Origin of the sequence: Brevibacillus sp. HB1.4B, from assembly GCF_013284285.1 — a bacterium.
GTDB lineage: Bacteria > Bacillota > Bacilli > Brevibacillales > Brevibacillaceae > Brevibacillus > Brevibacillus porteri.
Map to the genome: position 1 here is coordinate 192,393 of NZ_JABSUT010000004.1, position 12,286 is coordinate 204,678.

The 12,286-nt window shown below is 49.3% G+C and carries 11 protein-coding genes; 10 read left to right on the plus strand and 1 reads right to left on the minus strand.

What is annotated here, in order from left to right:
- Positions 1–3: 3 nt before the first annotated feature.
- The 6 genes from asd (at position 4) to HP398_RS11555 (ending at position 7,209) form a co-directional block, all read left to right on the plus strand.
- Positions 4–849 carry an archaetidylserine decarboxylase gene (gene asd, locus HP398_RS11530; RefSeq protein ID WP_173622624.1) on the plus strand — a complete coding sequence of 282 codons (846 nt, stop codon included), beginning with the start codon at positions 4–6 and terminating at the stop codon, positions 847–849.
- Between the two features lie 713 nt (positions 850–1,562).
- The gene (gene gatC / locus HP398_RS11535; RefSeq protein WP_007717539.1) at positions 1,563–1,853 is read left to right on the plus strand and encodes an Asp-tRNA(Asn)/Glu-tRNA(Gln) amidotransferase subunit GatC; all 291 of its coding nucleotides are present in this window, start codon (positions 1,563–1,565) and stop codon (positions 1,851–1,853) included.
- 32 nt (positions 1,854–1,885) lie between these two features.
- Entirely contained in the window at positions 1,886–3,358 is a 1,473-nt protein-coding gene (gene gatA, locus HP398_RS11540; RefSeq protein WP_048031142.1) for an Asp-tRNA(Asn)/Glu-tRNA(Gln) amidotransferase subunit GatA, read from the plus strand.
- A 4-nt stretch (positions 3,359–3,362) separates the two neighbouring features.
- Positions 3,363–4,799, plus strand: a complete 1,437-nt coding sequence (gene gatB, locus HP398_RS11545; RefSeq protein WP_069847202.1) for an Asp-tRNA(Asn)/Glu-tRNA(Gln) amidotransferase subunit GatB — start codon at positions 3,363–3,365, stop codon at positions 4,797–4,799.
- Positions 4,800–4,931: 132 nt separating this feature from the next.
- Positions 4,932–6,557, plus strand: coding sequence for a hypothetical protein (locus HP398_RS11550; RefSeq protein WP_017249803.1), 1,626 nt, complete (start codon positions 4,932–4,934; stop codon positions 6,555–6,557).
- Between the two features lie 13 nt (positions 6,558–6,570).
- On the plus strand, positions 6,571–7,209 hold the full coding sequence (locus tag HP398_RS11555; protein WP_254476047.1) for a hypothetical protein: 639 nt from the start codon (positions 6,571–6,573) through the stop codon (positions 7,207–7,209).
- A 196-nt stretch (positions 7,210–7,405) separates the two neighbouring features.
- Here the strand turns inward: HP398_RS11555 and HP398_RS11560 are convergent, their stop codons facing one another.
- Positions 7,406–9,166: an RNA polymerase sigma factor gene (locus HP398_RS11560; RefSeq protein ID WP_173622625.1), complete on the minus strand. Its 1,761-nt coding sequence runs from the start codon at positions 9,164–9,166 to the stop codon at positions 7,406–7,408.
- A gap of 225 nt (positions 9,167–9,391) precedes the next feature.
- Between HP398_RS11560 and HP398_RS11565 the strand changes: the two genes are divergently transcribed.
- From HP398_RS11565 to HP398_RS11580, 4 genes are all read left to right on the plus strand, one after another.
- Positions 9,392–9,730 (plus strand): hypothetical protein, encoded by a 339-nt coding sequence (locus HP398_RS11565; protein ID WP_017249806.1) that lies wholly within the window; start codon positions 9,392–9,394, stop codon positions 9,728–9,730.
- A gap of 110 nt (positions 9,731–9,840) precedes the next feature.
- The gene (locus HP398_RS11570; RefSeq protein ID WP_173622626.1) at positions 9,841–10,311 is read left to right on the plus strand and encodes a hypothetical protein; all 471 of its coding nucleotides are present in this window, start codon (positions 9,841–9,843) and stop codon (positions 10,309–10,311) included.
- A 28-nt stretch (positions 10,312–10,339) separates the two neighbouring features.
- Entirely contained in the window at positions 10,340–11,068 is a 729-nt protein-coding gene (locus HP398_RS11575) for an ABC transporter ATP-binding protein (RefSeq protein ID WP_069847191.1), read from the plus strand.
- Positions 11,068–12,249, plus strand: coding sequence for an ABC transporter permease (locus HP398_RS11580; protein WP_173622627.1), 1,182 nt, complete (start codon positions 11,068–11,070; stop codon positions 12,247–12,249). The genes HP398_RS11575 and HP398_RS11580 overlap by 1 nt, the downstream gene beginning before the upstream one ends.
- Positions 12,250–12,286: the final 37 nt, after the last annotated feature.

Consider the following 12,286-nt stretch of genomic DNA (forward strand, 5'->3'; position numbering starts at 1 on the left):
CTTATGGGCAAAAAGCTGCTCCCAGGTCTCATTCATCGCTTGCCACAAAACGCGATGTCGCGGACTATGGGCAAAATTACCGCTACTCCCTTTAGTCGATTAGCCATTCAACGATACATAAAGCACTATCAAATTGATACGTCCATCATAGAAAAGCCGGCTTCGGAATACCGCACGCTGAAGGAGTTTTTTTCCCGACGCTTGAAGCCCGTAGCGAGACCGATTGCACCTGGCCCAGATACCATCGTCAGCCCGGTAGATGGAACTGTTTCGCAGTTAGGTGATATTTGCGAAGGTACCTTGATTCAAGCAAAGGGAAAAGAGTTCAGTGTGAGTGAGCTGTTGGGCGGTTCGGAGGAAGAGGCCAAGCGTTACTACGGTGGTAAATTTATCACCATTTATTTGAGTCCAAGGGACTATCACCGGATTCATATGCCGGTAACGGGCGATTTGAGCTGTTATTGCTATTTGCCTGGCAGACTCTATCCAGTCAACCAGCTCGGGATAGAAAACGTAGACCGCTTGTTTGCCCGCAATGAACGCTTGGTAACTCACATCAAAACAGATAGCCTGGGCGATATGGCTTTGGTTAAAGTAGGAGCTTTGTTTGTAGGAAGCGTGAAGGTCTGCTACAACACGGCTACGACGAATATCAAGCATGGGCGCCAAACCCACGAGAATATTGCTGGGACACCTCGTTATGAAAAAGGGGCGGAGCTGGGCTGGTTCGAATTTGGATCCACCGTCATTTTGTTGTTGGAGTCCAACGAGCTCGAATGGGCAACGGGCGTTGAAAAAGGGAAGTCTCTTTTGATGGGGCAGGCCTTGGCGAAAAAGAAGGCTGAATAGCAAGAGATAGAAGACGCACAGTCCAGGGCAAATGCCTTGGGCTTGTTTTTCTTAGGAGATGAAGTTTTCTAGTAGATGTGGCTGTGGTGGGGAGAAGAATATTTCCAGTCTAGGCTCCAGGCTCCGTCCTGCTGAGGGCTAAGACTGCCCGCTCCGAAGGGATTCGCGGGGAAACGCAAAAGTGGTAGCCGCTACGTCGCACGGGCACGGTTGCGTTTCTTTTGCCCGCTCATCCCTTCTCCGCTTACAAGTCGCTACGTCTGGAAATATTCTTCTCTGTCGTAACTGATTACATTCTTCCATCTTTTAAGTCTTTTAAGACCCGTTTAACACTGAACGCTCGTAGAGGAAACAGGAGAAAAAAGCGAAGATCTTTGGTACACCGACTGAGACGGAATGCAAAAAGCGAAACACGCCTTTAAGCGTCCACCTCTGAAACAACAACTTGAATGGACTACTTTGGACGCGGTTTCGCTTTTTGCATGGAGTCGGGCAGTGAATCCCCCAGCGGGTGGGACAAGAAGCTGAGCGTTTTCTCCTGTTTCCTCCCCACCACAACAGCGAGCCAAAGTTTTTATTGGCGAATAATCGATCAATATTTTTTTGTCGAGAACATTATTTGTTTTTCCTGTTGAAATCCCTACGAAAATTGACTGAACCTGCTCTTTTCAAGTAAGATCAAAGTTATGTGATACGATTCGGAGGTGGAAAGAATGAGTGCCATTACTCGCAAAGAAGTAGAACACGTAGCTAATTTGGCCCGTTTGCAGCTCACTGAGGAAGAAGCGGAGCGGTACACAAAAGACCTGAATGCGATTCTTGATTTTGCAGCCAAGCTGAATGAGCTCGATACATCTAATATTGAGCCAACCAGTCATGCTACAGACGTGAAAAACGTCATGCGCGAAGACGTAAACAGACCGTCCCTGCCGCGTGAGGACGTGCTGAAAAACGCACCAGATCACGAAGACGGGCAGTTTAAAGTACCGGCTGTATTTGAATAACCTACTGGATAACGAGAAGGGAGGAACCCACTGTGTCGCTGTTTGACAAGCGATTGTCTGAGATACATAGCGCCCTGCGCGCAAAAGAGATTTCGGTAACGGATCTGGTGCAGGCTTCCATCGCTAGCATCAAGGAGCATGACGGAGAAATCAAATCCGTCCTGCATGTAGATGAAGAGGGAGCCTTGGCTCATGCCCGTCAATTGGACGAGCGTCTGGTCAAAGGAAATGAGGAACTGGGTCTTCTCTACGGCTTGCCTGCCGGACTGAAGGACAACCTGGTTACAAAAGACGTTCGCACGACTTGCGCGAGCAAATTTTTGGCGAACTACGATCCTGTCCATGACGGGACTGTTTCCAAAAAGGTCAAGGATGCCGATGCGGTCATCGTTGCGAAGCTGAACATGGACGAGTTTGCGATGGGCGGCTCCAACGAAAATTCCGGCTTTTTCCCAGCGAAAAACCCGTGGAACACCGACTACGTTCCGGGAGGCTCTTCCGGTGGCTCAGCGGCGGCAATGGCTGCGCGTCATTTTTATTTCACACTCGGCTCTGATACAGGTGGCTCCATCCGTCAGCCTGCTGCTTTCTGTGGCGTTGTCGGCTTGAAGCCTACATATGGACGCGTATCCCGTTTCGGGCTGGTTGCGTTTGCGTCCTCGCTGGATCAAATCGGACCTGTGACGAAAAACGTTGAGGATTCTGCCTATGTGCTGCAAGCGATTGCGGGACATGATGAATACGACTCTACCTCTGCTAATGTGGACGTACCGGATTACTTGTCCGCGTTGACTGGAGATGTGAAAGGACTGCGTATCGGGGTACCGAAAGAGTTGATCGGAGAAGGGATTGACCCTGAGGTTCGCGATGCTGTTCTGGCAGCATTGAAGCAGCTGGAGAGCATGGGAGCTACATGGAGCGAGGTTTCCATGCCGCACACGGAATATGCAGTGCCAGCTTACTACCTCTTGTCTTCGTCTGAAGCTTCGTCCAACCTGGCTCGTTTTGACGGCGTACGTTATGGTGTACGCGCAGACAATGCGGCAAACCTGATCGAGCTGTACAAGGAATCCCGTAGCCAAGGCTTTGGCCCAGAAGTGAAGCGCCGAATCATGCTCGGAACCTACGCACTCTCGTCTGGTTATTACGATGCTTACTACAAAAAGGCGCAGCAGGTTCGTACCCTGATCATTCAGGACTTCAACAACATTTTTGCTGACTACGATGTAATCCTACACCCAACCACGCCTTCTACGGCTTTCAAAGTAGGCGAAAACGTAGATGATCCGGTGAAAATGTATCTGGAAGATATTTGTACCGTTCCTGTAAACCTGGCTGGACTGCCAGCAATCAGCGTGCCGTGCGGATTCTCCAAAAACGGTCTGCCGATCGGTTTGCAGATCGTAGGTCGTGCATTTGACGAATCCACCGTATTGCGCGTAGCCCATGCGTATGAGCAAACAGCAGGCTTCTACGGGCGCAAACCGGAATGGGTGAGGGGGTAAGAGCATGAGCAAATACGAAACCGTCATCGGCTTGGAGGTTCACGCCGAGCTATCGACCAACAGTAAAATCTTTTGCGGCTGCCCGACTGAATTTGGTGCACCGCCGAATACACATACATGCCCGATCTGCTTGGGACACCCAGGTGTACTGCCTGTAACGAACAAGCAAGCGGTAGAATTCGCGATGAAAGCAGCACTCGCCCTCAACTGCGAGATTTCCCGTGAGACCAAGTTCGACCGCAAGAACTACTTTTATCCAGACTCGCCAAAAGCGTACCAAATCTCGCAGTTTGACCAGCCGATCGGCTACAATGGCTGGATCGACATCGAGGTAAACGGTGAGACGAAACGCATTGGCATCACTCGTCTGCATTTGGAAGAGGATGCGGGTAAGCTGACGCACAGCGATTTTGGCGGAGAGTCTCTGGTAGACTTCAACCGCGTAGGGGTACCGCTCGTCGAGATCGTTTCTGAGCCAGACATCCGCACACCGGAAGAAGCACGTGCGTATCTGGAAAAGCTGAAAGCGATCATCCAGTACACCGAAGTATCTGATGTTCGCATGGAACAAGGCTCCCTGCGCTGCGATGCCAATGTTTCGATCCGTCCATACGGTCAAGAAGAATTCGGAACCAAGGCTGAGCTGAAAAACATGAACTCCTTCCGCAACGTACAAATGGGCTTGGAGTACGAGGTACTGCGTCAGACGGAGGTAGTTTCTTCCGGTGGCAAGGTCGTTCAGGAAACACGCCGTTGGGATGAAGCGAACAAGAAGACGTTGACGATGCGATCGAAAGAAGAAGCGCACGACTATCGGTACTTCCCAGACCCGGATCTGGTTCGCATGCAGATTTCCGAGGAGTGGATTGAAGCGGTTCGCGCAACCATTCCAGAGCTGCCAGATGCTCGTCAGGCACGCTATGTGAACGAGTTTGGCTTGTCTAAGGATGATGCCGGAGTCATTACGATCTCCAAGGAGACGGCTGATTTCTTTGATGAGACTGTGAAAACAGGAGCAGAGCCGAAGTCCGTAGCGAACTGGCTGATGGTTGACCTGTTGGCACACCTCAACGCCAACAATCTGGTGTTTGCTGATGTGAAAATGACACCAAAAGGCTTGGGTGAGATGATCAAGCTGATCGAGGACGGAACCATTTCCTCCAAAATCGCCAAAACCGTCTTCAAAGAGATGGTCGAGACCGGCAAAGAGCCGAAGCAGATCGTCGAAGAAAAAGGACTCGTCCAAATTAGCGATGAAGGCGCTCTGCGTCAAGTCGTCGTCGATGCGGTCAATTCCAACCCGCAAGCCGTGGCAGACTTCAAAGCCGGAAACGAAAAAGCAGCTGCTTTCTTCGTGGGCCAAGTCATGAAGCAAACCAAAGGTAAGGCAAACCCGGGAATGGTAAACAAGTTGATTCAGGAAGTATTGAACAGCCTGTAGGCAAAACATACGACAGCACTTTCTCTGGAAGGGGAGAGTGCTGTTTTTTTGTGCTGTAAGCTATGCTAAATAGTGGAAAAAAAGTAAGATAGAATGCGTAGCTATCATCATAATTGATTAGGAGAAATGTTCATGACACAAAATTGGAAAAGTGCAACGGCTGCTTTTGCAGTGACAACCATGCTGCTGGGGACGGGTGCCCAGGCATTTGCTACAAGCCCGGAAATGATCTTGAAAAATGCAGAAACTCCATCGGAAGCACAAGTCAAGCTGCCTACTCGTGCGGTAGAGATTGTCGCTGCGCTGGAGAAGCTGGAGCCTGCTTTGAAAACTTTGACGGTACGGGAAGTCTTCATTTCCGAGCAAGATGAAAATCAAGTGGTCTTGACTATGCATCATCCAGACAACATACACGAGGATGCGTATATCCTTTTTGATCGCAATAGCGGTGAGATGGTTGGCTTCGAGGCTGCCACCATCATCTGGGATCAGAAAGAAAAAGCAACAGATGAGGCCATTTTGAAAAAAGCCGATAAAGCCGTTGAGGAGTTGTTTGGGTCGAAGAAGCGGAGTATGACGGATGCCCCACAATTGTCAACATACGTGGATGATGAGGAAGAGTCAAATGAATTCCGAAATGTCTATTATCCGATTCTGTTGAACGGTCTGGAAATAGAAGGAACGCGTTTTGGCATAGATGTAGACATGGATTTCGCCGGTCATTTAATCGGGATCTCGTTTGAACCACTCGATTTGAAGGGAGTTCAGGTTGCTGACCCGAAAAAAGCTGTCGCAAAAGAGGCGATCCAGAAGCAGATTTTTACACCTGAACGAATCCAGCATGGATATGTATGGGAAGGCAGTGAAGGTAAGCCTGGCTTAGCGTATAAGCTAAGAACATCTCCAATATTTGATGCACTGACAGGCAAGCAGATCGTTGATGGATGGGGGGAAGAAAACGGGGAAGGCAAGCTAAATGCTGCCGATCTGAAAAATATTTCCTTGAAGCCCCAGGCAAAGCCATTCATTGAGAAAAATGCAACGGATACACAAATTTTAGAGCGCCTGTTTGGAATAGATACGAAGAAGACGTATTCGACCTATCGAAAGGAGGAGCAGGACGGCATAATCAATCATTATTGGGCCAACTATGTTGAAGTGAATTACGCTTCGGTAGTGGAGGACAAAATGACAGGAGAGATTGGTGGTTATCTGAATTGGACGCATATCCCATATCTTCCTGCTCCGCTCACCAAAGAACAATCGTTACAAAAAGCGATTGCTTTCTTGGAGCCTTATGCTAAAACATCCGAATGGCAAGTCGAAATGTACGAACGGATCAAACCAGAAGATTCACTGGCTCTGAAGGTTCTTTCGAATAGGGATAACAAGCAAGAGACTGAGGAAAAGAAATCCATCGAGCAGTACGGCTTTTTATTTTTCGAGAAACAAAACGGTATACCAGTCATGGAGTATTCCTATGGAGTAGTTATTGATCCAATTAAAGGACAAGTCGCAGAGTTCTTGGCCTCAGTTCCCGCAGAGGATCGCAAATATCCTGTGCTCAAACCATCCGTAACAGACCAGCAGGTTGCCGAAATTTTCGCCAAAAATGTACCGGTAAAGCTGACTTACATCTGGCCGACATCCAGTGATCATAATGCTCCCATTCTTGCCTACAAACTCGATACCAGCAAAGGCTGGCCAACTGTAGATGCCGTAAACGGATCGTTTACGTGGGACGAGATAGAGGATTAAGGGAGGAGATTTAATGAAACGAAATGGAAAGCACATAGCAATTGCTTTGACAATAGCAATGATGTTGCTAGGAACAAGTGGAACAGCTTTGGCTGCAAGTCCTGAAATCCATCCTAGCCACAGTGCAACTGTTACGAAAAGCGAGGAAAAGCTCCCAGAGCGGGCCACTCAGATCGTAGCTGCTTTAGAAAAGCTGGAGCCTGCATTGAAAGCATTGACGAAACGAACGATTGTGAAAAGTGAGATCGATGAAAAACTGTTAAAGCTCTATCTGAGAAGTCCCGAATCCAATGACATGGGTGCCACTGTTGTCTTTGACAGCAAAACTGGAGAGTTGTTCATGTACAGCGCTAGTTTTCCTATTTGGAAGCAAGGGGAAATTGCGACAGACGAGGTTATTTTGCAACGGGCAGAAAAAGCAGTGCTTGAGTTATTGGGAGCAGACAAAAGAAAACAATTAGGCTCCCCTCAATTATCGGACGCTGTTGAAGAAGTAGACTCTGAAGTTTTGACTGATCCGTTAGCAATATACCGTATTGTTTATTATCCAAAGTTACTAAATGGGCTGGAGATATTGGGAAATGGAACGGGCATATACGTGGCGACGGATTATGCTGGTCATCTTTTAGAGGTATCCAGTACGACGGATTAAGCTGGTCATATTTTGGAGGTATCCAGTACCCCATTTAGGAAGCTCCTTTTCTCACCCTTGTCTATACGATTGACAAGAGCAAAGGCTGGCCTTACGTAGATGCCGTAAACGGCACACTTGAATGGGGCGAATACGAGGAATAATTCGAACGAAAAAGAACGCAGCTTTTCTGACTGCGTTCTTTTTTCTGTCCCTTTTATGTGCGCGCCTGATTTGCAATGAGTCCCGTCTGTATTTGTTCCAGTACAGATACGGCAGCACGCTCATTTCGCTCAATCGCCTGCAACAACGCAATAGCCTGCTTACCCTGCTCCGCATCGTTCGGCTCGCCTCCAGCCGGGAACGGGAAGAGCTTGCTTAACATGTCAAAGCCATCGGCAATCGCCCCGTACAAGCTAGCTGCTTCTTTCATCAGTGGGCGAACCTCATCAAACACAGAATCTGTCCACGTATCAACGATTTCGCTCCAGAAAAGAGAGGCGTAGCGACGTGCATCCCCGTTCACCACGGTCGTATACGCGTTGCCATTCGACTCAACCGTTCCCTTTTCATAGGCTTCCTGCCAAGCAGCATAGGCGGCTAGACCATTGACACAGCTCGTGTCCTGCGGTTCTTCTCCACGATAATGAACGAGTGCAGATTGGAGGGCATTTGCGAGCATCGTGCGTTGATCGATTGGAAACGCACGGTCGATGGCAAGGACAAATAGCTCCTCGAGGATACCCCGTCCCAAGTTTTCATAAGGAATGGTGCTGTCGTTTCGGCAGTTATCTCCTGCGTAAAACACTCTTTTTTCATCATCATAGCCGTAGATCAATCCGAACTCTGGCATGAACAGGTCCCAAGCAAGCACAGGGTGCCCTTTGTCGATGGAGCGGTGTACCAGCTCCAATGCTTCTGGCAAGAGGACAGACAGCTGACGCTTCTGGCGTGCTTCCGGGCTGAGCAGCGAAGGTTCTACTTGATTGGCATTCATGCTTGGCTCGCAGGAAAGATGATACGAGGTAACGGCACGAGATTCAAAGCCCATGTTTTTCAAACCCTGCTGCAAGACTCGCTGAAAGTGAAACATCGTCGGACCCGCAATGTGGATATTTTCAGGGACGATTGTCAGGCGAAAGGCATGCCCGCTCAGGCCAAGGATCATCGGCAAAGACATTTTTCGATCGGTCGATTCTACCAATCCGTATAGTGCTGCTGCGCAAGTAACCCAAGTAGGCATAGTGAATGCTTCTGGTTTATTTAATACTGCTTGTTTCATACTCCCCGCAACCTTTCTCGTCTTCATGTATTGATCAACAACGACACGAGTTTTTTCCTGAATCAGTTTTTTGCGAGAACGCGATAGCACTTGGTAGACATTCGCCTGGGACATCTGGAACATGTGGGCGATCTCATGAGGGGCCAAATGGTCAAAAAAGTGAGATTCCACAATGCGTCTCTCCCGAGGATTGAGGCAGTACAGCAGGCTCCTGATCGTCTCAAACAGTTCACGCCGCACCATGACCTCTTCGGGATTGGTGTTCTGCGCAGAGTGTGACCAAGATCGTCCCAGCCTGTGCAGGATACTATCGAGGTCCTCCCAGTCAGTCGGTTCCTGCTCATACGTCTGTTTGCCTAGACTAGAGAAGACAGTTTCCCTTTTTTGCGGACCCTTCGTCAGACGCGTGTACGCTTGATTGCGCACAATCCGATGCAGCCAAGGAAGGAAACGTCGGCTGTCCACCAGTGTTCCAAGGTGCAAAAAGGCGCGAATGAGAGCATCCTGAACGATGTCTTCGGCAAGAAAGGCTTCTTGTGTATACGACCGTGCATAGCCGTATACTTTGGAGCGATGACGCCTGACCAGCTCGCTAAACGCCGCTTGATCTCCGGCTTTTGCTTGCTCTACCAAAGTCTCGTCGTCTGTCTGGTCTTGTTCCTCATGAGTCTTGGGCCTGATTAACAAGTGATCCATCGCAAAAACTCCTCGTGATTTGTTGATTTACTATGTAGACTTCTGGTTCACGGATTATCTGACACGGGATGCGAAAAAATTTCGGAGTTTTTTAAATCGTTCTGTCTAGTGTATCAGACAAATAAAGGCAGTGGTTTTTCCAATGGCAGATGACAAAGCAATTTGTAACAATTTCCACTCTCCCCTATAATGAACGTACAGGAAGAAAAAGGAGGATGGAAGTACATGAAGCTCATTTCTGTTGCAGGAGAAAGTGTGGCACCTGGAAAAGGTGGATCACCGTCTGATACATTTGATCGTTCCATTTCTACGTGGCAAGAAAATGGTCAAGAAAAAACAATAACAGTCACCTATGTGCGTTATTTTGGCAAAGTGCTCGCTGAGCGAGGCATTTATGATCAAGAGGCAGAAGGTGTTCCTGTCAGCCATTTGGTAGCGACGCTGTATCTAGAAAAGCATCCAGAGGCAAAAGAAACCCGTCATTATATTAACGATACGGAGTCTTTCGTCGCGCTGTTTGAAGATTTTTCCCTGACAAAGTGGAAAGAGCGCTATCCGTTGTAGGATATGAGAGTTACCGTTTTTAAAGTCAAAAGATTCTGATTCGCCAAAGACACATACGGGTAACTTTTGTGAGGGCATGCTAAGGGCACCAATTATTGGAGGGAATTAGCATGTTTTCTATTTGGTTGCCGCTGATGATGACGTCTTCTGCACTTATTTTTGGTGCAATACCTTCGCATGTCCCTACGACTACGACTTCCTCGGCGGCGTGGATGGTTGCTGTACAGGAGTTTGATGCGTTTTTGCAGGACTGGAAAAAAGGGCAGACGCTTGCGAACCTGCGTCATCCGCTTTTTGACCTCACGGAAGTGTCAGCGGTGTCAGGAATGATGGAAATCATCCGTTTTTCGGGAGAAGCACACGGGCAACCCGGAGAAATCACCCTGTCGTTTTACACGTTGGAAGGCGACCAGGTCTTTTCGCCCCCAGGCTCCGTGTCTGTCGCGCGAGTCGATGAGAAGCGGCGGGAATTCCAAGTCACTGGCGCTATACCGAGGGTTTTGCGCGGGCGGACGGGTGTCGTACAGGTGACGTTTACGGGAGAAAAGCGGGCATCGTACTTGCTGAAGGTGCGATTCTAGTAAAAGTACGGGAGAGGAGGGGCTGCTGTTGATTGAGGTCAAGGATGTCAGCAAGCGGTTCAAGGAAATCGCAGCGGTCCAGCATGTATCGTTTCGGGTCGAGGCAGGCGAGGTATACGGACTTCTCGGCGAAAACGGTGCGGGTAAGACAACGACGATGCGCATGATGGCGACAGTTTTGACCCCGACCGAGGGAGACATCGAGATTAGTGGTTTTTCCGTTCGACAGCAACCGCTTGAAGTGCGCCGCAGAATCGGCATTTTGTTCGGGGGAGATGTGGGACTTTACAGCCGTTTGACAGCGCGGGAAAATATCGCGTACTTCGGTCGTCTATACGGATTAGAGCAAGCGAGGCTTGAGGAGCGGATTCATAGTCTGAGCCGGATGCTTGAGATGGACGACTTTATCGATCGGCGAGTGGGGGCCTTTTCCCGGGGAATGAAGCAAAAGGTAGCGATTGCCCGGACGCTGGTACACGATCCAGATGTCATTTTGTTGGATGAACCGACGACAGGACTGGATGTAACGGCTGCTACCATCTTTCGAAGAATGGTCAGAATGCTGCAAGAAGAGGGGAAGACGATTCTGTTCTCCAGTCACAACATGGGCGAGATTAACAAGCTGTGCAAAAGGGTTGCGCTCATGCACAAGGGTAAGCTGCGGTTCGCCGGAGGATTGGATACGTTGCGCGAGCAGTTTGGGACAGAGGATCTGGACGACATTTTCATGGCTGTCGTGGAAGGGAGCGAAGGCTGATGGGCTCACATGTCGTTTGGACCGTACTGAAAAAAGAACTGATGGACTTGTTTCGCGATCGCAAGGCATGGATGGGGACGCTTCTGGTGCCATTGCTCGTCATTCCGTTCGTCTTCTTTTTGCTGGGAACATCCTATAGCAATGTGGAAAAAGAAGCGAGGGAGTACATCCCGTTAGCTGTTCAAGGATCATCCTCATTGATTACGTCTTTGCAAAAAAATCCTGCCGTTCAAATCCTAGAGCCAGCCAATCCGGAGCAAGCACTGCAAGCAGGTCAGCTGCGCGCCATTTTGACGATTCCTGCTGGCTTCGATGAAGAGATCGCGGCGGGAAAAACAGCACAGCTATCAGTTGCCTATGACTCCACCAATCAAAAATCTGTCTATGCCCGTACGTTGATCGAGCAGACAGTAGAGGCGTACAGCAAAGACGTTGTAGCAAAAAGGTTGAACCAAGCGGGCTTGTCCGAGCAGACGATTCAACCGATTGTCTCCACCTTTCAAAATGCAGCCTCTGAGGAAAGGAAGTCGGGAGGGATGCTGGCTGGCATCATTCCGTTGATGTTGGTAGTCTCACTCGCATCCGCGGGAATGGCCGCAGCGAATGATCTCGTCGCAGGTGAGAAAGAGCGGGGGACACTCGAATCGCTGTTGACGGCGCCGATTGCAGCCCAGCACATCCTCACGGCAAAGCTGTTGGCTGTCATGACCATGAGTACCATGGGGGCAGTAGCGTCACTGATCTCTGTCACGCTGGCCATGCGTCTGGGACCAATGGGGACGGAAGGAGATCATTTTACACTCGCCTTCTTCTCGCCTGTCACTTTGTTGGTGCTCATCGTGACTATTTTGTTGTTGGCGGCGCTCTTTGCAGGGTTGGAGCTTGTTTTGAGTACGGTTGCCAAGTCTTTTAAAGAGGGGCAGACGTACATGAGTGCTGTCATATTTTTGGCGATGGTTCCCTCATATATGCTGATGCCAGTCAGTCCGGTCGACATCCCTACACATTACTACGTGATGCCCGTGTTCAACGGTGTCGCACTGTCAAAGGAAGTGTTTTATGGCAAGGTCGACCCGATGCATGCACTCCTGGGGATTGGCTCTTTGCTTATCTATGTGGTTTTCACCATTTTTCTCGCGTCGCGCATATTCCGCAGAGAAGGGGCGGGGTTGAAGCACTGATCGTAAAATTTTCAGACCTGTCGCATCACTCGTCGCT

Coding starts and splice junctions, on each gene's coding strand:
- asd (WP_173622624.1), top strand. CDS start 4: ATGGGCAAAAAGCTGCTCCCAGGTCTCATTCATCGCTTGCCACAAAAC.
- gatC (WP_007717539.1), top strand. CDS start 1,563: ATGAGTGCCATTACTCGCAAAGAAGTAGAACACGTAGCTAATTTGGCC.
- gatB (WP_069847202.1), top strand. CDS start 3,363: ATGAGCAAATACGAAACCGTCATCGGCTTGGAGGTTCACGCCGAGCTA.
- HP398_RS11550 (WP_017249803.1), top strand. CDS start 4,932: ATGACACAAAATTGGAAAAGTGCAACGGCTGCTTTTGCAGTGACAACC.
- HP398_RS11555 (WP_254476047.1), top strand. CDS start 6,571: ATGAAACGAAATGGAAAGCACATAGCAATTGCTTTGACAATAGCAATG.
- HP398_RS11560 (WP_173622625.1), bottom strand. CDS start 9,166: ATGGATCACTTGTTAATCAGGCCCAAGACTCATGAGGAACAAGACCAG.
- HP398_RS11565 (WP_017249806.1), top strand. CDS start 9,392: ATGAAGCTCATTTCTGTTGCAGGAGAAAGTGTGGCACCTGGAAAAGGT.
- HP398_RS11570 (WP_173622626.1), top strand. CDS start 9,841: ATGTTTTCTATTTGGTTGCCGCTGATGATGACGTCTTCTGCACTTATT.
- HP398_RS11580 (WP_173622627.1), top strand. CDS start 11,068: ATGGGCTCACATGTCGTTTGGACCGTACTGAAAAAAGAACTGATGGAC.